The organism is Paenibacillus validus NBRC 15382 (genome assembly GCF_004000985.1).
Taxonomy (GTDB): Bacteria; Bacillota; Bacilli; order Paenibacillales; family NBRC-103111; genus Paenibacillus_G; species Paenibacillus_G validus.
Genome location: NZ_BIMH01000020.1, coordinates 1 through 23,233, shown reverse-complemented (window position 1 = coordinate 23,233; position 23,233 = coordinate 1). Strand labels below are relative to the sequence as shown.

The window sequence follows — 23,233 nt, the reverse complement described above, 5'->3', positions numbered from 1 at the left end:
CGGAAGGCGCCCTAAGGGCGCCTTCCGGCCTTTCTGCGCTAAACCGAATCACCCGCTAGCTTGAATGTCAAACCCGCTTATCTTGTAACCGAAGCCGCGAACCGTGACGATGAAACAGGGGTTATCCGGATCGGGCTCCAGCTTCTTTCGGATATTGCTGATATGCACGAGCAGCGTACGCGTATCTCCGTTGCTGTCGAAGCCCCAGGTCAGCCTGTACAGCTCCTCCAGGGACAGCGCACGCCCGCGCATCCGGATCATATGATACAGGATATCGTACTCTTTCGTTGACAAAGGCACGGGGCTTCCGTCGACCCACACGGTCCGGTGCAAGAAATCGATCTTGAGCCTTCCGAGGGTCATCGTTTCCGGTGCTTCCTTGATTCGTCCGAGGATGTCGCTGCGGCGCAGATGAGCCTTCACGCGGGCGACCAGCTGTTCCGGGCTGAACGGCTTCGTGATGTAATCGTCGGCGCCTGAGCTGAGGCCGCGAATAACAGCGCTGTCATCGCCGTTACAGCTCATCAGAAGAATCGGAGCTTGATAACGGGCCTGGTTTCGTAATTGGCGCATAACCTCTAAACCGTCCATTCCCGGCATCGCCATATCGAGCAGCACAAGGTCCGGACGATGCTGCTCAACCTTCTGGATCGCTTCCGCACCGCTTGCTGCCTTAACGACGCGGTATCCGTCACGTTTCAAATATTTTTCCACTAATTCGGCGACTTCGTTTTCATCATCTACGATTAATACCAGCTTGTCGGTCATATTGTTCAGTCTCCCTTATTAGCCGCTGATGAAAAGTATTGCTGTAATTATAAAATATTCTTTAGGATTTACGAATCAAGATGACGTCAAGTGGTTGTATTTTTATGTTAATCGGTAAAAAAAATGTCGAAAAATATCGAATTGTTTCAAGCCAATCTTCTTGAAGAAGAGCGCTGCAATATAAAAGCCCCTGCCGTCAACCAAGACGCAGGGGACGTTTCAAATCTATTCATGACGATACAACCGTTCAAATTCTTTCCGTTTACGCCGCGACAGATCGATCTCGATGTCGTCCGGGAACAGCTTGATCTTATAGGTGCCGAAAAACAGATCGCTCGCATGGATCGATTTCACGAAATTCAGATTAACCAGGTTCGAAGGGTTCGGACAAAAAATTTGCTTCGAGCACTGGCTTAAAATCTCGGTAAGCGGCGTAGTCGTTTCGACGACTTCCCCTCCCTCGATGTAAAGGAACGCTTTCCGTTCGCCCTTCGATTTTTGTGCGTAAATGAGTTTATGTTCATTGATAAAGACGGTCTTGTAGCTCGCTTTAACCTCAAGAATGCGGGAATTCGGAGCAGGCATATAAGTAAGAGCTTTTTCAAAAGCGGTTCTTGCCTTCTCCACTGCCGCCGATAAATGCTCGAATGTGACCGGCTTCGTGACAAAACTGATGCAATCCAGCTCGTATCCGGCTATGACCAAGCTGTAATCCTGCGTCCCGGATACCATGATCAGGTAAGGGGCCAGTCCTTGTTCGAGCAGCCTTTTGTAAGCGGTGATACCGTCCATCATATGAAGCCCGATGTCCAGAAACACGAGATCCGGCTTGTATTTTAAGCAATCGTCAAGAAACCAGGTGCCCGACGCCGTCGAGCTTACGACCTTCAAGCCTAATCGTCCGGCGTACATCTCCAGCTTCTTCCGGTCCAGCTCCTGATCCTCGGCGATCGCGACCGTTAAGACTCTAGACATTGTTCATCCCTCACCCGATTGGAATCGAAACATGAAATTCGATTTGCTTGTCCCGGGCATCGACGCTGATCGTACCCCGGTGCTTGTGGATTAAATTTTGCGTGATGGCGAGCCCTAATCCGGCGTGATTCTGACCCGTTTTGGTCGTGAAGCCGGCTCTGAAGAGGGACGCTTGCTCTTCTTCGGTTAATGCGTTTCTCATCGGGTTGATCACGGTAAAGTGGAAGTGCTTGCCATCCAGCCATCCTCTGCACTCTACATGCCGAAGCTCCGCATCGAGCTCCATCACTTCGTCGTAAGCGTTGTCGATCAAGTTCCCGATGATCCGAACGAGGTCCATCGATTTCGCCCCGGTCATGATACGCTCCATGCTCGTAATGTTATGGATCAGTTGAATTTTTTTGTTCATCGCAGTGACCATCTTGGCTTGTATGATGGCTGCGATCTCCGGCTGCCCGATCCGGATAAGGTCGTTCAACCCCCCGATATCTTCCACTAACGTTTTCGTGTATTGGTGAAGCTCTTCGTATTTCTCCAATTCGACGAACGAATGAATGACATTGACATGATTCAGGAAATCGTGCCGCTGGCCCCGTATGTTCAAGAACATCCGGTTGACTTCTTCGGCGTACGTTTCCGACGTTTCCTTGACCGCTTTGTCCCTGGAGTTGCTAACCAAGCGAATGATCACGAATAAAATGGCGATGCTGAGCAGCGTCAAACCTGCGAAAATGATCATCAGCGTCTTAAACTGGCTGCTGAGCTGGGCGTCCAGCTTGTCCATGTCCGATACGAGATTCAAGACGTAATATTGGTTTTTGGTCACTTCGGCGCTTTTTTTCGCATATTGCTTGTACAAGAGGTCCGGATCCGGAATCGGCGTCGCTTCGTCCAGCAGCTGGCTTTGGACCGGAATAAACGTTTTTTGAATATGTTTTCCGTTATAGGTTGTTTGGTAGGATACGGTCGCACCCGTTTGGATCGCGGTTTGGATGAAGCGCGCGTCTTTTTCGGTATGTTTGATCTCGTAGCTTCCGAAGAAGACCGGACGGTGAACTAATGGATCGAGGGTTTCCCCTTTTTCGGTAATGAACGTCTTCTCGTGCCCGAACGTGGCCGGGTTGATGCCCGTCACCTCAAGCAGGAACGGATACGTTTGGAGCGTTCGTTCGATAATAGCCTGCGTCCCCGTGAGTTCTTGATATCTTCGCCATGCCGTGTCGTCGACATAAGGATCCAGCATGTAATTGGTCGTGCCGTCGTAATAATACCCCCATTTAGATATTCGTTTGATGTCGGCGCTCGCGATCTCATAAGGACCCGACCAATAATTGGGCAGCTTTTGTCCCCAGTCCATGGTAACGTCCCGATTGTCGAACAATTCCTGAAAAGCTTTGTACCAGTTGCCCCAGCCTTTCGTGCTGAGGCCTACCTCGTCCGCATTGGACGATTTATACAGCACGATGTTGTCGGGCGTCCGTTTGAGCAGCGTCAATCCTTGCAGCTGCAGCCGGTCCCGCAGCGCGACGAGCTGGTCGGTCGTCACTTCCTCGACATCGGCCGGCAGCGCTTGTTGGGCGGCGATGGACGCCAGACGCAATTTTTCGCCGATCATGTCTTCATATAATTTGGAGCCGATGCGCGATTGTTCGACGGAAGATTGGATTTGATGCGCGATCGATTCGATTTCCCGATTATGGTTCGATTCCAGCGAGTTTCGGGTGAGAACGAAAAAAATGACGGAATTGGCTGCTATAATTAAGCAAACCGCAATGCAAATCGATAACAGCCTTACTCTTTGAGACAAGATGAGAACTCCCTCCGGTGTCTGACAGTCTGGCTCCATTATACCGCAACAGCTGTCGTTTAGACACGACTTTAGTTGGATCCGTACAGGAAAGAACCGTAGTGAAGAAGGGGATGGGCAAAGCCGCCCGATCAAAGCTCCTTGAAGATTGATGTACAGGAAGAAATTACCTGGAGAAAAGAAGACGCCGCTTAGTTTGCCCTACAGGATGAGCGGATGATCATTTCCGGCTCGACGAGCACCGAAGTCGACTCCATTTGATTGTTCATCAGATCGAACAGCATCAAGGCGGCGAGCAGGCCGATTTTTTCGTGGTCCTGGCGGACGGTGGTGAGCGGTGGTGTCGTATATTTACAGGCGTCGATATCGTCGCAGCCGATAATGGCGATGTCGCCCGGCACATCAAGGCCGCGTTCCTGGATTGCGCGAATCGCGCCGATTGCGAGCAGATCCGAAGCGGCAAATACGGCCGTTGGCTGCTTCTCCTGTTCAAGCAGCTGCTGCATCAGCTGGTAGCCGCTTTTCTCGTGGAAGTCGACCCCGTTGACGATCCAATTCGGATTGATCGAAAGGCCGAAGCTGGTTAACGCCTGTTTGAACGATTCTTCTCGAATGTGGGAAATTTCCGATTTGACCGAGGAGCCGATGAAGCCGATGTCACGGTAGCCGTTCAAATAAAAGTGCTCGACGACTTTACGCGACACCTTGGTATTGTCGGTCATGATGTAACCCGAGTTTTGGCCGGAAAGCGACAGGTCGACGCCGATACAGGGAATGTCGCTGCGGTCCAGCTCGTGCACGAAGGGCTCGATATCGTCGCCGGCGAAAATTACGCAGCCGTCAATGTTGAAATATCGACATCGGGATAAGTAATCTTCGCGGGTATGAAGCAGCTTCTCGTTGGAGAAGAACAGCAGATCGTAACCGAACAACCCGATGCGCTTCTTAAAGGTGCTGAGGACGTGGAGGAAAAATGGATGGTTCATCTCGAGGTTCATTTCGCCGGCGAATATAACGCCCACCAGATTCGATTTGCTTTTGCTTAAACTTCGCGCGCTGAAGGATGGCGTATAACCGTTCGCTTCCATAATCTCCAGCACTTTTTTCTTCGTTTCATCGCTGACGTCGTTATAGTTGTTCATAATTTTTGAAACGGTCGATACGGAAACGCCGGCCAGCTCCGCAATCGTTTTGATCGTTAGCTTCTTCACGATGAAGGTTCCTCCCAACAGCTTCCTCCGCACGAAAGACGAATCGCGGCAGGTTGACGAAAATTTTCGTTAAACTTATTGTATACAGCAAGAAAAGCTTCGTCAATGATGGGCTAATAATCGCAGTTAAAAGAAGATCATTTGCGGAATTTTGAGCGAATATTTATTGGCGAAACCGGTATCGGAAGCTCGGTTGTTCCCATCCTTCAGAAAATGTTTACTAAGCTTATGGCCCCTAAGCGCCGCCTTGCTTTCAGAAGCGTTTCACGAACGTTGGGAAGCGGCGTGCTCCGCCTCATTGGTAAATCTATCCCTTACAGGTATAATAAAACGAAAAACAGGTTATAGCCTGCAAAGGGGAGCTTCTGCGATGGAACAAAGATATGTGAAAGAAACGCGCTGTTACAAGACGAACCGGGTATTCCCTACAGACGTCAACAATCATAACACCTTATTCGGCGGCAAGCTGATGGCTTATATCGACGATATCGCCTCGATTGCCGCATACAAGCATTGCCGGCGCAGCGTGGTGACGGCGTCCACCGACTCGGTCGATTTTCTGACCCCGATCCGTCCGACCGATTCGGTCTGTTTCGAGTCGTTCGTCACTTACACAGGCACCAGTTCGATAGAAGTGTTCGTGAAGGTAATTAAGGAAGATTTGCGCACGGGAGAGCGCGATATCGCCGCTACCTCGTTCCTGACTTTCGTCGCACTGGATGAAAATAACCGGCCGGTAGCCGTTCCGAAGGTGATCCCGCAAACAGCGGAGGAAATCCGGCTGAATGAAACCGCGGTTCAACGTGCGGAGATGCGTAAGCAGCGCAGAGAGCAAAGCAAGAAGTTTGCGGACGTGCTGACGACGCAATTTGCCTGGGAGTAAAGCGGGGGCGCTTGATGAAGCGAGAAGCCAAGCTTTCCGGCCATCAAACAAAGAAGCCGAATCGGTTCTGCAGATGCAGGCCGGTCCGGCTTCTTGGCGATTAAATATCGGTGAAGTTAATAGGCCCTACGATGGCGGACAGAAACTCGGTCAGTTCAGCGGCTTCTTCCTCGTTGATTTTAAACACGTGCTCAAGGTATCCTTCTTCTTCCAGGTCGTCGGGACCGATGACCGCCGTACGGCCGATTTGCAAATCCGTAACCAGCTTCTTGCCGTAAAACCGGTTGGTGCTTGTAATTGCAAGGTCGAATCGGCGCAAGGACTCTCCCACAAAGCAGACAAATCTCGTTTTCGTCTCTTCCGTCCCGTCGTATAAATAATCGAATTCCATCACTCGAACATCCTCCGCTTCCTCATTTGGCGTGCGTCTCAAGGCATTATACCAGATTTCCCCGTTCAGCGGCAAAAATAGTCGAATTTGGCGCCATCCTGCGGAATTTCGGCCAACCTCTTCATTTTCATTTATCTCGAAACATGGTACAATCGAAAGAAGTGCATATCTTAAATTATAATAGACGATTTATTCGATAGAAACGGAGGCTTTCAACTAAGATGTCCAAAGCTAAAATGAGAAGCGACATGATTAAAAAGGGCTTCGACCGTGCTCCGCACCGCAGTTTGCTGCGCGCCGCCGGCGTTAAAGAGGAAGATTTCGACAAGCCGTTCATCGCGGTGTGCAACTCTTACATCGATATCGTACCGGGTCACGTCCACCTGCAGGAATTCGGGAAAATTGTCAAAGAGGCGATTCGCGAAGCCGGCGGCGTACCGTTCGAGTTCAATACAATCGGCGTCGACGACGGCATTGCCATGGGTCATATCGGGATGCGTTACTCGCTGCCAAGCCGCGAAATTATCGCCGATTCGTTGGAGACTGTCGTATCGGCCCACTGGTTCGACGGGATGGTTTGTATTCCGAACTGCGACAAAATTACGCCTGGCATGATGATGGGCGCGCTGCGCGTCAACATCCCGACGGTGTTCGTCAGCGGCGGACCGATGAAAGCGGGCAAAACAAGCGACGGCCGTTCCATCTCGCTGTCTTCCGTCTTTGAAGGCGTAGGCGCTTACCAAGCCGGCAAGATCGACGAGAAAGGCCTTCAGGAGCTGGAGCAATACGGCTGTCCGACATGCGGATCCTGTTCCGGTATGTTCACGGCCAACTCGATGAACTGCCTGGCCGAAGGTCTGGGGCTGGCGCTTCCGGGCAACGGTACGATTCTCGCGGTTGCTCCGGAGCGTAAAGAGTTCGTGAAACGTTCCGCGAAGCAATTGATGGAACTGATCCAAAAGGACATCAAGCCTCGCGACATCGTAACCATCGAAGCGATCGACAATGCGTTCGCGCTCGATATGGCGATGGGCGGTTCGACCAATACGGTGCTGCATACGCTTGCTTTGGCGCACGAAGCGGGCATCGAATATCCGATCGAACGCATCAACGAAGTGGCGAAGCGCGTACCGCATCTTGCGAAAATCGCACCGGCTTCCGATTACCACATCGAAGACGTGCACAATGCGGGCGGCGTAAGCGCGATTCTGAACGAACTGTTGAAAAAGCCGGGCGCTATCGACGGGTCGCGAATCACGGTCACGGGTAAGACGCTGGCGGAGAATGTGGCGGGTCATGAAATTTTGAACAAGGACGTGATTCGTCCGCTCGACAATCCGCACTCCGAGCAAGGCGGTTTGGCCGTATTGTTCGGGAACCTGGCGCCTAACGGCTCCATCATTAAAGTCGGTGCAGTCGATAAGTCCGTCGGCGGTTATCACAAAGGACCTGCGATTTGCTTCGACTCCCAGGAAGCGGCGCTCGAAGGCATTGCGAACGGCAAAGTGAAAGAGGGCCACGTCGTCGTCATTCGTTACGAAGGACCGAAGGGCGGGCCGGGCATGCCGGAAATGCTCGCTCCGACATCGCAAATCGTGGGGATGGGTCTCGGCGCGAAAGTCGGTCTGATTACCGACGGCCGATTCTCGGGCGCATCCCGCGGAATCAGCATCGGGCACATCTCGCCGGAAGCGGCGGAGGGCGGTCCGATCGCGTTCGTCGAGGATGGAGACATCATTGAGCTCGATTTGATCAACCGTACCATCGAGCTGCAAATCAGCGATGAAGAGATGGAGCGGCGCCGTGCGAACTGGAAAGGCTTCGAGCCAAAAGTAAAAACCGGTTACCTGGCGCGTTACTCCAAGCTCGTGACTTCGGCCAGCACCGGCGGCGTCATGAAAGTGTAAGCTGCTGTACAACAAGACATGAACGTTTCGCTCGGGGTCGTTGACGGCCCCGGCGGAACGTTTTTTTTGTAAATCGGGCCCGGGTTCGCTATTCTTCGACTTGATCGTCCCCGGTCGAATCATGGGTAGGATGAGCGCCCGGATATCCGCGTGAGACACCGGCATGAAGCTCGCGGTTTTCGTACGTAAACCGGTTTTGCGGACGCTGGTCTGCCCGCCACGGCGAACTCTTGCCTAAGGATTCTTGCAGGAGACTGCTGCCGTAAGGACCCTCCGGAAATTCCTCCGCCGTCAAGTCGTTCCGCTGCGACTCGACTGTTTTCAGATCGGTGTATTTGCGGTGCGGCGCTTCGTCGATAAAACCTTTCTGGCTTTCGTTTCGGGTTACGTCGTTATCGTTCATGGCGATGATCTCCTTTACAGGCCATTATGTAAGAAATAAAACCTTCACCACCATTGTGTCCGTTCCAGGTCGAGCTTATCCGGCAGCTAACGTGTCAAGCTTGTCAATTAGGGAATGTTATGATAATATAGAAGTAATTTCAAACGTTCAAAATTGAGGAAGCACCTCTCATTCCCATCGGGAAGAGGGTGCTTTTTTTGCGTTTGAGTAAAAAAAATCGACGGAGGGTGCAGAAGATGAATCTGATATTCCTGAACAGTTTGGAGAAGGCAGGCAAAGAAGGAAACGTACGGACGGCACAGGTCACGATCGGCGAGCAGCAAGGGATCTGGCATATCATGTGGACGGAGGTGCAGGAGGACGGGCGTAAGACGCAGGAGTCGTGGTATGAAGGGCTGCACTGGGAGGAAATGCTGGCCGTCTTCCGGGAGCGGGTTTTCGCTAAACAGTGCGAAGGTTTTAAACCGCTGCTCGACATACGGATAAGCGAGCTTGCGGATATGGACGATCGAACGGCTTACACCCAACTTTTGCATTATTACAGTGAACAGCATGCAGAAGAGCCGCTGTACGAAGCGCTGCGTCAATGGCGGTTCAAACAAGCGGCAAGTGACGGCAAGGCGCCTTTCATCATAGCGACGAACCGTTTGCTTAAGATGATCGCCGCTTTCTTGCCGCATACGGAGGATGAGCTGCGCCAACTGCCGGGAATGGGCAAAGCGAAGGCGGAGCGGTATGGAAAAGATATTCTGGCTATTACGATCCAGCAAGAACGCGTAACTTCGTTCCCCCTGGCTTGGGTTCAGGAGCAAGTGAATCCGGCCGAGTTCAACACATGGCTGCTCCAAGAGAAGGAGCGGCGGCGCAAAGCGGAAGCGGATAAGCTGGAGAACAAGCGGGTGCTGCTTGAAGCCATTTCGCGCGGCGAAATGCTGGATGAGCTGCAGGAGAAAATTCGTGTGCAGCGTAAGGAGCTGCTAGGTTGGATCGAGGAGCTGGATCGGGACGGATACGATCTGGCGCCGTATATTGAGCAGGTGCTGGAGCAGGTTCCGGCTGTGGAACGGGAGCTCGCTTGGCAGGCGTTCGAGCAGCAGGGCGATCGTTATTTGAAGCCCATTCTGCAGAAGGTTTATGCGCAGGACAGCCTCTCGGCTAAAGAGGCGGAGCGCATCTACGAGTGGCTTCGCCTGCTTAGGCTGAAATTCCGGCGCACGGAAAGGCCCAAGCAAGGGGAGGCAAGTTAAAACATTATCGGGGGGAGTTGAAACACAACGCGAACCCGGTTGGAAAACAAAAAAGACTGGGCTCTCTTAGAGCCAGTCTTTTTTGCGGAAAAGGAAGAACATGGATAATCCGACAACGACCATCAATAGAATGGTAATGAAACCGCCCATTTCGGAATGCAGTCCCGGCAGTTTCTCAAAATTCATTCCATAAATGCCGGTGATAAACGTCAGCGGCATGAAGATCGTCGTTATCGCCGTAAACACGCGCATGATCTCATTGGCCCTGCTGGCGATGCTCGATTGATAAGCCTCTCGCAAGTTTCCCATCAATTCCCGGAACGTATCGAACGTCTCCGAAATTTTGACGGCGTTCTCGTAGATGTCGCCGAAATATTTGCGCAGCGGCTCGCTGATCAGCTTCAAGTCTTTTTTATTGAGGGTGTTCAAAACTTCTTTTTGCGGAACGAGCACCTTCTTCAACCACAAAATTTCGCTTCGCAGCCCGATAATTTCGTTCAAATGCGATTTCTTCGTATGCATCAGAATGTCTTCTTCCAGCTTCTCGATCTTCGCTTCGATCCGGTCCCCGACATTCGTATAATTATCAACGATCAAGTCGATTAGATGGTATAAGAATTGGTCCGGCGCCGTGACTTCCTCTTCCCACAATACGGGCTTTAAGGCGCGGATTTCATTAATTTTTTGCCGAGTAATTGTAATAATATAATGTTTACTCAAGAAGATGTTAAGGGCGCGCAGGAAAATTTCTTCGTCATCGAACCGAATGCTGTTAACCACGATAAAATAATGCGTATCGTACAGCTCGATCTTCGGCCGCTGTTCTTCCTCGGTCAGTACATCCTCTACGGCCAATTCATGTAAATGGAATAAGGGCTGAAGTAATTCCAAATCCTCAGGCTCAGCATCGATCCAATAAAATCCGTGCTGAGGCGGTACAACGGTCTGGGTAATATCGTCTACAATAGTAAAAACGCCGTCCTGAACTAAGCGTGCCTTCATCGGTTCCACCCCTTTGTGTTGATCGAGAGGAACACGCGGCCGCTGCGGTTCAAGCAGCATGACTCACGATGACGCCGCACGTAACGCGTCACACGGGGGTTGAGCTATGATAACGAACGGGTACAGACGGCCGGGTTCCAAACGAAGTATTCAATTGTGTTAAACGCGGGGATCTACTCCTCGGGTCTCCGTCCATTCGGTTGCTACACCCCTTTTTTGGCATGAGTTTGTCGAATACTTGTCTAGTATACCCCTACATAATTGAGAATACAATCATTTTGTTATAGAAAAACTCCGCCTGGGATAGCTTATGTAATGAACCTTCACATGGTGTGGGCGCAGCGTTTTTTGGTTTTGACGCCTAAGGTACCGCTTGACGCTTCGGACATTTTCGATTACATTAATAATATCCAAAACGAACTGAATAGATTCGGTTTCACACTCTTATCAAGAGCAGGTGGAGGGACTAGCCCGATGATACCCGGCAACCGACATGAATTTGCTTCGGCGAAGACATGCACGGTGCTAAATCTTGCGGAAGGTTGTGTGCTTAAGTTGCGCATAATTTCTGAGAGATGAGAGAGGACGATGTACTTATACAAAGGCCTTTCTCGTGCGCGCGAAGAAGGCTTTTTCCTGTTGTCCGGAAAACTTCGGCGGCGCGGGGTGCGAGAAACTTGGAATCCAACGATGAAAAGGAGTGAATTCGATGCCTCTCAAAATTCCGGATCATTTGCCGGCCAAAGAAGTGCTCATTCAAGAGAACATCTTCGTTATGGATGAAACGGTGGCTTTTCACCAGGACATTCGGCCGCTGCGGATCGCCATATTAAACTTAATGCCTACCAAAGAAACGACCGAAACCCAGCTGCTCCGGCTGATCGGCAATACGCCGCTGCAGGTCGAATTCGTTCTGCTGCATCCGAAGACGCATACGTCCAAGAACACGTCGGCCGAACATTTGGAGCAGTTCTATAAAACGTTTGACGATGTGAAGAACGAACGGATGGACGGCATGATCATTACCGGCGCACCTGTTGAAACGATGGAATTCGAAGATGTGAATTATTGGGATGAATTGAAAGAAATTATGGCATGGAGCAAAACTCACGTCACCTCGACGCTTCATATATGTTGGGCCGCCCAAGCCGGACTGTATTACCATTACGGCGTGCCTAAATACGGGCTTCCGGAAAAAATATTCGGCGTGTTCCCGCACACGGTCTCCAAGCCGAACGTGAAGCTGCTTCGCGGCTTCGACGAGGAATTTTGGGCGCCGCAATCGCGCCACACGGAAGTGCGCCGCGAAGACATCGAACGGGTGCCGCAGCTTGAAATTTTATCGGAGTCCGAAGAGGCCGGCGTGTATATTGTGGCAACGCAAGACGGCAAGCACATTTTCGTAACCGGTCATTCGGAATATGATGCTTGTACGCTGAAGCTTGAGTACGACCGCGATGTGAACAAAGGCATGGATATCGCCATACCGAAGCATTACTACCCCGGAGACGATCCGACCAAACAGCCGCGTAATACATGGCGCGCGCATGCGAACCTGCTGTTCTCGAATTGGTTAAACTACTACGTATACCAGGAAACGCCGTACGATTTGTACAAGGGGGATTATGTCATATGAGTTCCAATGACAACAAAGAATTGAGAATCGAAAGCCGCTTGGCGCAAATCGGATCCCAAGAAGAGCCGGTAACGGGAGCGGTCAGCTTCCCGATCTACCAAGCGACGGCGTTCCGCCATCCGAAGCTCGGGCAAAGCACGGGCTTCGACTACGCCCGTACGAAAAGCCCGACGCGTAAAGTGTTGGAGGAAGCGATTGCCGAGCTGGAATCCGGGGACGCCGGTTTCGCCTGCAGCTCGGGGATGGCCGCGCTGCAAACGATCTTCGCGTTGTTCGGACAAGGCGATCACTTGATCGTCTCGCTCGATCTGTACGGAGGCACCTACCGTTTGCTGGAGAAGATCATGTCCCGATTCGGCGTGAGCGCTACATACGTCGATACGAACGACATGGATGCCTTGGAATCGCATGCGAAGCCGAATACGAAGGCGATTTTGATCGAAACGCCGACAAACCCGCTGATGATGATCACAGACCTCGAGAAAGTGTGTGGATGGGCGAGAAAGAAAGGCATCCTGTCCATCGTCGACAATACGCTGCTGACTCCGTTCTTCCAGCGGCCGATCGAGCTGGGAGCGGACATCGTCATTCATAGCGCCACCAAATATTTAGGCGGTCATAACGATGTGCTCGCCGGTCTGATCGTCACGAAAGGCAAGGAACTTTCCGAGCAAATGGCGTTCCTGCACAACTCCATGGGCGCCGTGCTGGGGGCGCAGGACAGCTGGCTGCTGATGCGCGGCATGAAAACGCTCGCGATCCGGATGGAGCGTCACCAAGCCAACGCGACGAAGATCGCCGAGTATTTGCAAGCTCATCCGGACGTCGAAGCAGTGTACTACCCGGCGCTGCCTTCGCATCCGGGCCACGAGATTCAAGCCAAGCAATCCTCGGGCAATACCGGCATTTTTTCTTTCAAAATGAAAGACGCCCGTTATATCGAGCCGATTTTGCGCCATATCAAGCTGATCGCTTTCGCTGAAAGCCTTGGCGGCGTCGAATCGCTGATGACGTACCCGGCCGTCCAGACGCATGCTGATATTCCCGAAGACATTCGCCGCAGGATCGGTGTCGACGAGAAGCTGCTGCGATATTCCGTAGGGATCGAGCATGCGGACGATCTGATCGCGGACTTGTCGCGTGCGATCGACCTCGCGAAGCAAGAAATTGAAAGCGGAGTGCCGCTGCACGGATAACATCCCAAGCAAGAGAAAATCAATCAGCAGCGGCGTGTACATATCGCCTGCACGACCGGGCCGTCAGCTCCTTTGCGAGTTGGCGGCTTTTCTGTGAACACGGAGCGGGGCATATAGCCGTAGGGAAGCTTTTTGTGGTACGATGGAAGACATAAAGGAGATGAGAGCGATGAGTTCCGTCGATCGGATATTGGAGCAAGCGCTGGCCGGCCATCGGATTAGCGCGGAAGATTGCGTCACGTTATACGAATCAGATCAAATCGAGAAAATGGGGCACGTTGCGAATCAGATCATGCTGCGGCATCATCCGGAGCCGATTACGACCTTCGTCATCGGACGCAATGTGAACTATACGAATATTTGCGATGTCTATTGCCGTTTTTGCGCCTTTTATCGGGCTCCGGGCTCGAAGGAAGGGTATGTGCTTCCGGATGAAACGATTTTCCAGAAAATCCAGGAAACGATAGACGTAGGCGGTACCGAGATTTTGATGCAGGGCGGTACGAATCCGGATCTGCCGTTCAGCTATTATACAAATTTACTGCGCGAGATTAAAACAAGGTTCCCGAACATTACGATGCACTCCTTCTCGCCGGCAGAAATCATGAAGATGAAAGAGGTTTCCGAAGGCTTATCTCTGGAAGAAGTCGTCCGTGCGCTGCACGAAGCCGGACTCGATTCGCTGCCGGGCGGAGGCGCGGAAATTTTGGACGACCGGACCCGTCGGAAAATCAGCCGTCAAAAGGGTTCTTGGACCGATTGGATGGAAGTCATGAAGACGGCGCATCGTATTGGGATGAATACGACGGCTACGATGGTGATCGGCTTTGGCGAGACGAATGAAGAGCGGGCGCTGCATCTGCTGCGCGTTCGTGAAGCTCAAGACGCTTGCATCGCGGCGGGCTACCCTTCGGAAGGGTTCCTTGCGTTCATCTCGTGGACGTTCCAGCCGGACAACACGAATTTGAAAGCCGAGAAGCTCGGGGCCGACGCTTATTTGAAGAATGTGGCCATCAGCCGCATCATGCTCGATAATATCAAAAACTTCCAGTCGTCCTGGGTCACGATGGGGCCGGAGGTCGGCAAGCTGTCGCTGCATTACGGCTGTAACGATTTCGGTTCGACGATGATCGAGGAGAACGTCGTTTCCGCCGCAGGCACGACGCATAAAGTGACCATCTCCTCCACGCTGGACCTGATCCGTCAGGCTGGCAAAATCCCGGCTCAGCGCAACACGCGTTACGAGATTTTGCGCACATTCGACGATGCGTCCGTGAAGGTCGAGAACGACTTTATTATGCAGAACTAAACAATAGCTGAAATCGATTGGCTGCCTTATTGGCGTATAGTATAAAGCGCCTAGCAAAAGAAATAGCGGAACTGTGATTTCTTATTGGCTTCCTTGTCAGCATGTAGACTGATAAGGAAGCTAACAGCGAATCATAGTTCCGCTTTTTGATCTTTTCATCCTTCAGCCCAGCCAATGGAAAAGAATGCCTTTTGCGGTTTCAACCGGCTTCAGCGGGCCGCTTTGCGACCGTGCACCAAGCAGCAGCGCCTCTGTAAGCGCTGGCGTAGGAGCCGTAGAGTCTGCTGCGACGGCAGGCGCAGGAGCCCAAGCGTCCGCCGCGGCGACGTTCGCGCTTGCTGTGCCGCCAGGCTCTGCCGGCACAATCACAACCTGCGCCCCGCGCGGGGTCAGCGGATAAAGCGAAGCCATCTCTTCGTTGCTCAGGCGGATGCATCCGAGCGAGACGCTGCGGCCGATCGAAGATACGTCCGTGGTGCCGTGAATGGCAATGCTGCCGAGGCTGAGCGCTGCGGCGCCGTATACGCCGGGGGAACGTCCTTCGGGCTCGATAACGCGGTTGCCAACCGTGAATGAGCCCGTCGGCGTAGGCGTGCTGTCCGAACCGAGACCGATGCGGTACCGTGCGATCGGCCTATCGCCGGTTCGCAGCTCCAGCGAATGCTGCGCGGCTTCGACGACCAGCTGTACGGGCGTATACGGAATCGGCTCGTCTCCTGGTTCCGTGTTCGGGTAAAACATGCGCTCCGCATCCGCCGCTTCACGGTCGTAAACCCAGCCGCCCGATCCATTAAAAAAGGTTCGGACCAAGGCCGAACCGGATTGACCTTCCGCGGGAAGGAAGCTCATATAATTGTTGGGGTAATCTTGCAGCAGATCGTCAAGCCGGGGCGGTGCGGTGCCGTGCTCCGATATATAAGCGTTCAGTGCTGTGCGGACAATATTCGCTCCGACCGCTGTCAATTCCGGATGAACAAACCGGATTTTCACCGCTTGATCGATCGCCGGATTGTACTCTGCAACGACGAAAGCTTGCCGCTTCCAATCATCATTCGTCAGAGGCACCGCTTTCTGCTCCGCACCGGCTGCCGAGGAGGCGATTCCATAGATGACAATATGCGCGTTAGGGTAGGCTTCAGCAAGCTTTATAGCTTTTTGATGAAGCGCATCCTCGACTTTACGGTTCGGCTCGCCGTGCGGGAAGTGCAGGAGAAACGGCTTCTCGACGCTCTCATAGGTGACCGATTTTCCAACGGTGAAGGGTGATAACACGGTGACGGCTTTGGATATCGCGGACGGTGCAAAAAAAATGAACAGCAATGCGATGTTGATCATGAACAACGTCATAACGAGAACCTTGAGGAATAAAGGAAAGGCCCGTTCCGCCCGCTGCTCCGGAGTTGATCCGGCGACCGTTCCCGAAGCTGTAGCTGCACCCGCACCCGCTGCCGCGTTCTGTTCCAGACGGCGAATGGCCCCGGACGCTTGATAATAATAAGGGGAGGGATAGACCTTCATCGATTGTTTGTAGTGGTAGAGCGCTTTCGATTTCAGTCCTTTTTGATCAAAATGCTGCCCTAACCGGTAATGGGCTTCAGGTGAATGCGGATCGAGGTAGCGGATCACCTTCTCGTGATATTTGGGATCATGGCGGTTGACATACAAGTTTTTATGCAGGTGTACCAATTGTTGTGCCGCGGGAGACGGAAATCGGCCTTGCGACTGCTTCATGACGAACCTCCTTCGACGAGAAGTTATATCTTGAAACAAATTGTATCATGAATCATAGAAATGCTCAAATAAAATACATTATGTATCATATAAATCAAAAAAAGACCCCTGCATCCATCACGATGTTAGGGTCATCGGCTCATCTTGATAAATCTCCAGGCGATTGCGTCCTTTGTGTTTGGCCCGATACAGAGCGGTATCTGCTTTGCCGAACAACTCTTCCTTCGCGCACCCTCTTCGAAACTCGTAAAGCCCGATGCTGATCGTCACTTGATTGCCGTTCAGCTCTTCGTGGCGAACCGCAGCGATGTGGTGGCGAATTCGCTCCAATTGACTTATGGTATCCGTTACATCGGTTTCTGTAAACAGGATGGCGAATTCTTCGCCGCCGTAACGCGCAGGAAAGTCATTGGGAGATACCGAGCGCTGCAGGATGCCGGCGACCTTGCTTAAGACGGCGTCTCCTGCCCGATGCCCGTAGGTATCGTTTACTTTCTTGAAGTGGTCGATGTCGAGGAGCGCCAACTGAAACGATAGCTCGCTTTGTTCGCCTTGGCGGATCAGCACCTCTAAATACTCGTGGAACGACATATGATTGTATAAGCCGGTAAGCGCATCGGTTTTTGCCTGCTTATCCATCATTATATTTTTGACAAGCAAGTCTTGTTCGGAGGCAAGAGTGGAGCGTAAATCTTTGAGCAAATCGGTGCCGCGGCTCATAATTTCCAGTCCGACGAAAGCGCCGATCAATAAAATTAACGTCATCGCAAAAGCGTCGAGCCACCCGTACTGCGTCGTCTGACGAAGCAGCAGCGCATACAGGCCATAGTATGTAAATAAACTGACGCAAAAAGCAAAAATGACTTTGCGCCTTTGGAAATAAAAGACGGAAGTCAATATCGGCAGAAACAGTGTCGTAAGCGTCGGGCTGACCAAAGGAAAAGCGGAAATCAGGTTCGCGGAGAGGAGGGCGCCGCCCAGAATAATGATGTAGTCGCTCCATTGCTTCGACAGGCCGTATGCCGCTTCAACGACTAAAAGCCCGATACAAGTCCACAGCGCATGCAGACCGACACGAGCGACTGTAAAATCGATAGCATTCGTAAAGCGACCGAACCAGGCAATGATAACCGTGGCTGCAATGGACAATACAGCCATTCCCCAATAACCGTTCAAGATCCTCCGGTTCCAACGCGGTAATTTCACATGATTAACCACATCGAAAATCATAAGGCTTCACTCCATAATTCTGTGTAAATCTCATATATTACTATACCACGGACGCTTGTTATTTGTATATATGAGACTCAGGGGCCATATACTTTAAAGGAAAGCAACGGCCCGAAAGGAGTGGATGGCATGAAGCTGTTAACGGTGTTTGCATCGAAGCGCACGGAACTGCAGGCGGATCTCCTCAGCCGCGTATTGACGCGTTCCGGCGACCTGCTACATAACGAAAACAAAATCCATATGACCTTGGAACGGCGGCAAGGGTTGAGCGCGATTGAAATCTCAGGGCGGCTCCCGGCTTTTGAGTTAAAGAAGGATGGGAAACGCGTTTATGCCGAGACGGCTCAGGCGCTGGCGGAATACATTATTGGCGAAGAAGAGCCCCTGCTGCTTCGCAAACTGATACGGGACGAATATCATTACAAGCAAGAGCAAGAATTGGACCAAATTCTAAGCTATTGCGAGCAGTTGCTGGGTTCCAGAAGCGAGAACGATCCGGAGAAAAGGGCGCCTTTCCTGCGGCGCAAAGCGTTGATCGCTTCGGAAATCGCGGATTATATTCAGGAGCAAACCGAACTGCATTTGGACGGATTTATTCGCTTTCGTCTGCAGGCTTATAAGCAAGAGCTGCACGATATCGTCGAATATGCGGTCGATGAATATGTGATGGACCGGCAGTATCAGGAATTCATTTCATTGTTGCAATATTTTGTCTATATACAGGAAGCGAAGATTCCATTCGTACACTTGATTCATAAAGGCGGCAGTGAATTCATGCTGCTGAACGACCGGATGGAAAAGATCGACACGGACGATCCGGAGACCGTCGTGACGGTAGAACTGCTGGAGAAGGATATGAACTTCGAAGACATGATCGTCAGCACGCTGATCACCGTATCTCCGCAGAAAATCTATATCCACACACGCGAGCCGGAAACGCAGGTGATCAAGACGATTTCGCAAATTTTTGAAAATCGGGTGGAGCTGTGCGGGTATTGCCGGTTATGCCAAAACCTTGACCATTCGACCGCCGCTGAATATAATAAAGGCTAAGGCAACGATCAAAGACATGAATGGTTGAAGCGCCGCCCAGAGAGAGGGAACCCGGCTGAAAGTCCCTTCGGAACGATTTCGTCCATTTACCCCTTTGTAGCCGTGAGATGGAACGGCGTCAGGTCAGGCGTCCAGTATATGTCACCGGGTCATTCCCGTTACCGAATGCTGGAGGATCCGCAAAGCGAAGCAGGAACGGTTTCAATACCGAGCTGCCCAAAGCGTCTGAGCGGATTGAATTAGGGTGGAACCACGAGCTAAGCGCACTCGTCCCTTTCGGGAGGAATGCGCTTATTTTTATTGGATATGGAGGATGAACAAGATGGCAGTTAAGGTAACTTTTCCGGACGGAGCGGTTCGGGAGTATGAGAGCGGCATTACGGTAGAAGAAGTGGCGGCTTCCATCAGCAGCGGGCTGAAAAAGAATGCGGTCATCGGCAAAGTGAACGGAAAGCCGGTCGATTTAAATACGGCAATCGAAGAAGATGCGGCGCTTGAAATCGTTACGCTCGACAGCGAGGCCGGGATCGAGGTGTACCGTCACAGCACGGCGCACCTGATGGCCCAGGCGATCAAACGGATTTACGGCGACAAAGCCGTGAAGCTGGGCATCGGTCCGGTCATCGAAGACGGATTTTACTACGATATCGATATGGAGACTTCCTTAACTCCGGACGATTTGACCAAAATCGAGAAAGAAATGGAACGCATCGTGCAGGAGAACTTGCCGATCCGCCGTCGCGTCGTCAGTCGTCAGGAAGCGATCGCCATTTTTAGCGAGCTTGAGGATCCGTTGAAGCTGGAGTTAATTCGCGATTTGCCGGAAGATTCCGTCATTACGATTTACGATCAAGGCGAGTTTTTTGACTTGTGCCGCGGGCCGCATTTGCCTTCGACCGGCCGTATCAAAGCGTTCAAGCTGCTTAGCGTGGCCGGCGCTTACTGGCGCGGCGACTCCAAGAACAAAATGCTGCAGCGCATCTACGGAACGGCTTTCCCTAAGAAGGCTGAGCTTGACGAGCATCTGCATCTCTTGGAAGAAGCGAAGAAGCGCGATCACCGGAAACTGGGCAAGGAGCTGAATATTTTTACGTTCAGCAACGAGGTCGGACAAGGCTTGCCGCTTTGGCTGCCGCATGGTTCCAAAATTCGCCGCACGATGGAACGTTACATCGTCGATTTGGAGGAGCGCCTCGGCTACCAGCACGTCTATACGCCGGTTCTCGCCAACGTTGAGCTATATAAGACAAGCGGACACTGGGATCACTACTCGGAAGATATGTTCCCCAAAATGGTGATGGACAACGAGGAGCTTGTGCTTCGTCCGATGAACTGTCCGCACCATATGATGGTATACAAAGCCGAAATGCGCAGCTACCGCGATCTGCCGGTCCGAATTGCCGAGCTTGGCACGATGCACCGTTACGAAATGTCAGGCGCTTTAACAGGGCTCCATCGGGTGCGCGCCATGACGCTTAACGATGCGCACATTTTCTGCCGTCCGGATCAAATCAAGGAAGAGTTCGCGCGCGTCGTCAACCTGATTCGTCACGTGTACGAAGACTTCGGGATTAAGGATTACCGTTTCCGCTTATCCTACCGCGATCCGAAGGATACGGAGAAATATTTCCCGAACGACGAAATGTGGGAAATGTCCCAGCGTATGCTGCGGGAAGTCGTGGAAGAGCTCGGGTTGCCGTTCTTTGAAGCCGAGGGCGAGGCGGCCTTCTACGGACCGAAGCTCGATGTCCAGATCAAAACCGCACTCAAGAAGGAAGAGACGCTCTCTACCGCGCAGCTCGATTTCCTGCTGCCGGAACGCTTCCAGCTCGAATATGTAGGTACAGACGGTCAAAAGCATCGTCCGGTCGTGATTCACCGCGGCATCATCTCCACGATGGAGCGTATGACCGCCTTCTTGCTGGAGAACTTTGCCGGCGCATTGCCGACTTGGCTGAGCCCGGTGCAGGCGAAAGTTCTGCCGGTTTCCGGCAACTTTGACGCTTACGCCAAAGAGGTGAAAGAGAAGCTGCAATTGGCCGGCGTGCGTGTGGAGGCCGATCTGCGCAATGAGAAGCTCGGCTATAAAATTCGCGAGGCGCAGCTTGAGAAAATTCCTTACATGCTCGTTGTCGGCGAGAATGAAGTGCAAGCTGGCGGAGCATCCGTCCGTAAACGCGGCCAAGGGGACTTGGGCGCGCAAAGTCTGGATCAAGTCATCGCGATGATCCAAGAAGACATCCGCACCAAACAGGTTTAACTTCTATCGGCGCTGAAGCCAGCCCCGGCAAGCCTCATCCTTAGGGATGAGGCTTTTTTGCGTTTTGACGTTAGTCCCGGCCTCCTAGCGATATTTGGAAGAGTAGCGTATAGAACCTCCCCGCAATGGACAGCCTTTTATATTAAGGGGAGGTTTTAAAAAAACTTATGTTACCTAGAACCGCAAGCCATGCAAAATGGATTTGTTTCATCGCGTTGATGCTGTCCGTATTGATATGGTTTGAAAATAAGCGACAGCCGTCCGTCTTACCTGAAAGCGGACAATCGACGCGAGTCGAAGCCATTACGGCTTCCGCGCCGAATGTTCTTGCTTCATCCAAAACGACGACGGTTACCCATTCCCAGCCAGAGAGCAAGCTTGTAACGGCCGCTAATAACGCCGAGGCCCGTGCGGCAAGCCGACAACAAAACTACAAGCTGTTTCCGCATCAACGGCAGGATCTTACGAAACTGACGGCCGTTCAAGTAACGGCGACGGGCTATTACGCAGGTAGAGAATCGACCGGCAAAAACCCGGGCCATCCCGAGTACGGTGTAACCTATTCCGGGCTCAAGGTGACGCGGGATCACACCTCTTTTTCTACGATTGCCGCCGATCCGCATGTATTTCCGTTAGGTACGGTGCTGTACATTCCTGGTTACGGCTACGGCGTCGTCGCCGATACCGGCAGCGCCATTAAAGGGAAGCGAATTGACTTGTATTTCGAGACCAAAGATCAAGTGTACAAAGAATGGGGCAAGAAAACATTGAATGTATTTGTCGTCAAAAAAGGCGGCGGCAAAATTACCGAAGCGCTATGGAACCAGCTCAAGGAAGAGCTGCTGCTATAAGTTTCCATCATAACCCACCTCCTTTCGGACCATACTATGGTTGTCAGGGAGGTGATAGCGATGGCCACTAACAAACAAAACAACAAAATTCAAAACCAAAACCAAAAGTACAACGCTGAGTTTTCCGAAGAAGTAGGGGCTGAAGCAGGGGCTGCTGCTGCTGAGAACAATGCGAAGAATGCCGTGCAAAACCGAAAAGCAAATGAATCTCAAAAATAAAGCAAGTATACTTCATACAGCAACGGAGACTTGGACGCTTAACGTCCAGGTCTCTTTTTTAGTGTTTGCCTGTTTTCGCTTATGTTAAATTTAATGTTTTCAAAGGCTGTATTTTAGTGTAAAATAAATCTATTGTTATGAATGTTAACATATTAGGACAGGTGATGTTTCATGATCAACGCTTTGCTGACAGGGAACTCGATGCGCGTAAATAAGCGAAAAGCGGCTGAGATATACCCTTTTTTAGAAGCTTACATCGCTCATAGAGAGGCGCAAATCACGGAAATCGAGCAAGCGATCGGACGTTATGAGAAACGGCGTGCAATGGAAGAACGAAGCTATCAGTCTATGTCAGCTTTTCGCCGTATATTTGCGGGTAAAAAGCCGGATCATCATCTTGCCGTCGAATACATTCATTATGTGAAGAAACCTATGGAACAAATTCGATCGCTGCGTCTGGAGGTCGAGCAAGCCCGTGCCATCTTGACCGAAAGTCAGCCTACCGACTTGATCGACGTTAGCGAAGAGCTGGAGAAAGAACTGCAATCGAAACCTGTATAGATCGTAAGGGTTAGCGCTTCTGTCGCGAGACGGAAGTGTTTTTTTGTTGCGAGGGAAACCCGAGGCTGTCTTGCGGCAGCCTCAGGTTGACTTATCGATTTTTAAGCTGTTTCAGCTCGATGAAATCGTGCTCCTGGCTGTAGGCCGGGACGCCGTGGATACCGACATCGAGGCCGACGAGTTCTTCGTCGCGGCTGACGCGGATGGGAACCATTTTATTGATCAGCTTGAAGGCGATCCAGGTCATGGAAAAGCCCCAGATGATGATGACGACTAAGCCGAGCGCTTGAACGCCGAGCAATTGGAAGCCGCCGCCGTATAACAAGCCGCTGTAGCCTTGGCCGATGCCTTCCGTCAGTTCAGGCTGGGCGAAGAGTCCGACGGCGAGCGCTCCCAGGCTGCCGCTAACGCCGTGAACCGCGAACGCGCCGACCGGATCGTCGATCCGTCTCGATTCAAGAAATTCGGTTGCGAATACCATGGCGATCCCGCATACCGCACCGATCAGGATCGCCGCCAAGTCGCTGACGAACGCGCAGCCGGCCGTGATGCCGACGAGACCCGCTAACGAGCCGTTAATGACCATCGGCGGG

Annotated in this window: 20 protein-coding genes, 1 pseudogene and 1 riboswitch; of the genes and pseudogenes, 11 read left to right on the top strand and 10 right to left on the bottom strand. The window is 51.9% G+C overall.

Annotation, left to right across the window (positions count from 1 at the left end; genetic code table 11):
- Positions 1 to 48: 48 nt before the first annotated feature.
- The 4 genes from PVA01S_RS14675 to PVA01S_RS14660 all read right to left on the bottom strand — a co-directional run bounded on the left by PVA01S_RS14675 (position 49) and on the right by PVA01S_RS14660 (position 4,761).
- On the bottom strand, positions 49 to 768 hold the full coding sequence (locus PVA01S_RS14675) for a response regulator transcription factor (RefSeq protein WP_127608227.1): 720 nt from the start codon (positions 766 to 768) through the stop codon (positions 49 to 51).
- A gap of 225 nt (positions 769 to 993) precedes the next feature.
- The gene (locus PVA01S_RS14670) at positions 994 to 1,743 is read right to left on the bottom strand and encodes a LytR/AlgR family response regulator transcription factor (RefSeq protein WP_127608226.1); all 750 of its coding nucleotides are present in this window, start codon (positions 1,741 to 1,743) and stop codon (positions 994 to 996) included.
- Positions 1,744 to 1,753: 10 nt separating this feature from the next.
- Positions 1,754 to 3,550 (bottom strand): sensor histidine kinase, encoded by a 1,797-nt coding sequence (locus PVA01S_RS14665; protein WP_164751843.1) that lies wholly within the window; start codon positions 3,548 to 3,550, stop codon positions 1,754 to 1,756.
- Positions 3,551 to 3,741: 191 nt separating this feature from the next.
- On the bottom strand, positions 3,742 to 4,761 hold the full coding sequence (locus tag PVA01S_RS14660) for a LacI family DNA-binding transcriptional regulator (RefSeq protein ID WP_244932965.1): 1,020 nt from the start codon (positions 4,759 to 4,761) through the stop codon (positions 3,742 to 3,744).
- 370 nt (positions 4,762 to 5,131) lie between these two features.
- Between PVA01S_RS14660 and PVA01S_RS14655 the strand changes: the two genes are divergently transcribed.
- On the top strand, positions 5,132 to 5,644 hold the full coding sequence (locus PVA01S_RS14655) for an acyl-CoA thioesterase (RefSeq protein WP_054800215.1): 513 nt from the start codon (positions 5,132 to 5,134) through the stop codon (positions 5,642 to 5,644).
- A 100-nt stretch (positions 5,645 to 5,744) separates the two neighbouring features.
- Here PVA01S_RS14655 and PVA01S_RS14650 read toward each other — a convergent pair whose 3' ends face one another.
- Entirely contained in the window at positions 5,745 to 6,038 is a 294-nt protein-coding gene (locus PVA01S_RS14650; RefSeq protein WP_127608224.1) for a DUF3055 domain-containing protein, read from the bottom strand.
- A 218-nt stretch (positions 6,039 to 6,256) separates the two neighbouring features.
- Here PVA01S_RS14650 and ilvD point away from each other — a divergent pair, with 218 nt between their 5' ends.
- On the top strand, positions 6,257 to 7,942 hold the full coding sequence (gene ilvD / locus PVA01S_RS14645) for a dihydroxy-acid dehydratase (protein ID WP_127608223.1): 1,686 nt from the start codon (positions 6,257 to 6,259) through the stop codon (positions 7,940 to 7,942).
- Positions 7,943 to 8,030: 88 nt separating this feature from the next.
- Here ilvD and PVA01S_RS14640 read toward each other — a convergent pair whose 3' ends face one another.
- On the bottom strand, positions 8,031 to 8,345 hold the full coding sequence (locus PVA01S_RS14640) for a hypothetical protein (protein WP_244932964.1): 315 nt from the start codon (positions 8,343 to 8,345) through the stop codon (positions 8,031 to 8,033).
- Positions 8,346 to 8,581: 236 nt separating this feature from the next.
- On the opposite strand from PVA01S_RS14640, the gene PVA01S_RS14635 reads away from it, so the two are divergent.
- A complete protein-coding gene (locus tag PVA01S_RS14635) occupies positions 8,582 to 9,592 on the top strand; it encodes an HRDC domain-containing protein (RefSeq protein WP_127608222.1) in 1,011 nt (336 codons plus the stop codon).
- Between the two features lie 66 nt (positions 9,593 to 9,658).
- Here the strand turns inward: PVA01S_RS14635 and corA are convergent, their stop codons facing one another.
- Positions 9,659 to 10,594, bottom strand: a complete 936-nt coding sequence (corA, locus tag PVA01S_RS14630) for a magnesium/cobalt transporter CorA (RefSeq protein ID WP_127608221.1) — start codon at positions 10,592 to 10,594, stop codon at positions 9,659 to 9,661.
- Between the two features lie 441 nt (positions 10,595 to 11,035).
- Positions 11,036 to 11,176: riboswitch (SAM riboswitch) on the top strand.
- 127 nt (positions 11,177 to 11,303) lie between these two features.
- Between corA and metA the strand changes: the two genes are divergently transcribed.
- From metA to mqnC, 3 genes are all read left to right on the top strand, one after another.
- A complete protein-coding gene (gene metA, locus PVA01S_RS14625) occupies positions 11,304 to 12,230 on the top strand; it encodes a homoserine O-acetyltransferase MetA (protein WP_054797969.1) in 927 nt (308 codons plus the stop codon).
- Entirely contained in the window at positions 12,227 to 13,426 is a 1,200-nt protein-coding gene (locus PVA01S_RS14620; protein ID WP_127608220.1) for an aminotransferase class I/II-fold pyridoxal phosphate-dependent enzyme, read from the top strand. Before metA ends, PVA01S_RS14620 begins: the two co-directional genes overlap by 4 nt.
- Before the next feature lie 169 nt (positions 13,427 to 13,595).
- Positions 13,596 to 14,735, top strand: coding sequence for a cyclic dehypoxanthinyl futalosine synthase (gene mqnC / locus PVA01S_RS14615; protein ID WP_127608219.1), 1,140 nt, complete (start codon positions 13,596 to 13,598; stop codon positions 14,733 to 14,735).
- A gap of 162 nt (positions 14,736 to 14,897) precedes the next feature.
- Here the strand turns inward: mqnC and PVA01S_RS14610 are convergent, their stop codons facing one another.
- Together PVA01S_RS14610 and PVA01S_RS14605 are read right to left on the bottom strand one after the other, a co-directional pair.
- Entirely contained in the window at positions 14,898 to 16,466 is a 1,569-nt protein-coding gene (locus PVA01S_RS14610; protein WP_127608218.1) for a L,D-transpeptidase, read from the bottom strand.
- Between the two features lie 117 nt (positions 16,467 to 16,583).
- Positions 16,584 to 17,696: a GGDEF domain-containing protein gene (locus PVA01S_RS14605; RefSeq protein WP_127608217.1), complete on the bottom strand. Its 1,113-nt coding sequence runs from the start codon at positions 17,694 to 17,696 to the stop codon at positions 16,584 to 16,586.
- Positions 17,697 to 17,825: 129 nt separating this feature from the next.
- Here PVA01S_RS14605 and ytxC point away from each other — a divergent pair, with 129 nt between their 5' ends.
- The 5 genes from ytxC (at position 17,826) to PVA01S_RS14585 (ending at position 22,640) form a co-directional block, all read left to right on the top strand.
- Positions 17,826 to 18,749, top strand: a complete 924-nt coding sequence (gene ytxC / locus PVA01S_RS14600) for a putative sporulation protein YtxC (RefSeq protein WP_127608216.1) — start codon at positions 17,826 to 17,828, stop codon at positions 18,747 to 18,749.
- A gap of 322 nt (positions 18,750 to 19,071) precedes the next feature.
- Positions 19,072 to 21,009 carry a threonine--tRNA ligase gene (gene thrS, locus PVA01S_RS14595; RefSeq protein WP_127608215.1) on the top strand — a complete coding sequence of 646 codons (1,938 nt, stop codon included), beginning with the start codon at positions 19,072 to 19,074 and terminating at the stop codon, positions 21,007 to 21,009.
- A 167-nt stretch (positions 21,010 to 21,176) separates the two neighbouring features.
- Positions 21,177 to 21,860 (top strand): 3D domain-containing protein, encoded by a 684-nt coding sequence (locus PVA01S_RS14590; RefSeq protein ID WP_127608214.1) that lies wholly within the window; start codon positions 21,177 to 21,179, stop codon positions 21,858 to 21,860.
- 60 nt (positions 21,861 to 21,920) lie between these two features.
- Complete coding sequence (locus PVA01S_RS26655; RefSeq protein WP_164751842.1) at positions 21,921 to 22,079, top strand: hypothetical protein; 159 nt, start codon at positions 21,921 to 21,923, stop codon at positions 22,077 to 22,079.
- A 171-nt stretch (positions 22,080 to 22,250) separates the two neighbouring features.
- Positions 22,251 to 22,640 carry a hypothetical protein gene (locus PVA01S_RS14585; RefSeq protein WP_174817585.1) on the top strand — a complete coding sequence of 130 codons (390 nt, stop codon included), beginning with the start codon at positions 22,251 to 22,253 and terminating at the stop codon, positions 22,638 to 22,640.
- Positions 22,641 to 22,731: 91 nt separating this feature from the next.
- Here the strand turns inward: PVA01S_RS14585 and PVA01S_RS14580 are convergent.
- Positions 22,732 to 23,233 (bottom strand): annotated as a pseudogene (locus PVA01S_RS14580) (ammonium transporter); the annotation flags it as partial.

What these genes read in the sequence shown, in the direction of transcription:
- PVA01S_RS14675 (WP_127608227.1), bottom strand. Translation starts at nt 768, where the DNA reads ATGACCGACAAGCTGGTATTAATCGTAGATGATGAAAACGAAGTCGCC.
- PVA01S_RS14605 (WP_127608217.1), bottom strand. Translation starts at nt 17,696, where the DNA reads ATGATTTTCGATGTGGTTAATCATGTGAAATTACCGCGTTGGAACCGG.
- mqnC (WP_127608219.1), top strand. Translation starts at nt 13,596, where the DNA reads ATGAGTTCCGTCGATCGGATATTGGAGCAAGCGCTGGCCGGCCATCGG.
- PVA01S_RS14670 (WP_127608226.1), bottom strand. Translation starts at nt 1,743, where the DNA reads ATGTCTAGAGTCTTAACGGTCGCGATCGCCGAGGATCAGGAGCTGGAC.
- PVA01S_RS14585 (WP_174817585.1), top strand. Translation starts at nt 22,251, where the DNA reads ATGATCAACGCTTTGCTGACAGGGAACTCGATGCGCGTAAATAAGCGA.
- ytxC (WP_127608216.1), top strand. Translation starts at nt 17,826, where the DNA reads ATGAAGCTGTTAACGGTGTTTGCATCGAAGCGCACGGAACTGCAGGCG.
- PVA01S_RS14590 (WP_127608214.1), top strand. Translation starts at nt 21,177, where the DNA reads ATGTTACCTAGAACCGCAAGCCATGCAAAATGGATTTGTTTCATCGCG.
- metA (WP_054797969.1), top strand. Translation starts at nt 11,304, where the DNA reads ATGCCTCTCAAAATTCCGGATCATTTGCCGGCCAAAGAAGTGCTCATT.
- PVA01S_RS14620 (WP_127608220.1), top strand. Translation starts at nt 12,227, where the DNA reads ATGAGTTCCAATGACAACAAAGAATTGAGAATCGAAAGCCGCTTGGCG.
- thrS (WP_127608215.1), top strand. Translation starts at nt 19,072, where the DNA reads ATGGCAGTTAAGGTAACTTTTCCGGACGGAGCGGTTCGGGAGTATGAG.
- PVA01S_RS14610 (WP_127608218.1), bottom strand. Translation starts at nt 16,466, where the DNA reads ATGAAGCAGTCGCAAGGCCGATTTCCGTCTCCCGCGGCACAACAATTG.
- PVA01S_RS14635 (WP_127608222.1), top strand. Translation starts at nt 8,582, where the DNA reads ATGAATCTGATATTCCTGAACAGTTTGGAGAAGGCAGGCAAAGAAGGA.
- PVA01S_RS14655 (WP_054800215.1), top strand. Translation starts at nt 5,132, where the DNA reads ATGGAACAAAGATATGTGAAAGAAACGCGCTGTTACAAGACGAACCGG.
- PVA01S_RS26655 (WP_164751842.1), top strand. Translation starts at nt 21,921, where the DNA reads ATGGCCACTAACAAACAAAACAACAAAATTCAAAACCAAAACCAAAAG.
- PVA01S_RS14640 (WP_244932964.1), bottom strand. Translation starts at nt 8,345, where the DNA reads ATGAACGATAACGACGTAACCCGAAACGAAAGCCAGAAAGGTTTTATC.
- corA (WP_127608221.1), bottom strand. Translation starts at nt 10,594, where the DNA reads ATGAAGGCACGCTTAGTTCAGGACGGCGTTTTTACTATTGTAGACGAT.
- ilvD (WP_127608223.1), top strand. Translation starts at nt 6,257, where the DNA reads ATGTCCAAAGCTAAAATGAGAAGCGACATGATTAAAAAGGGCTTCGAC.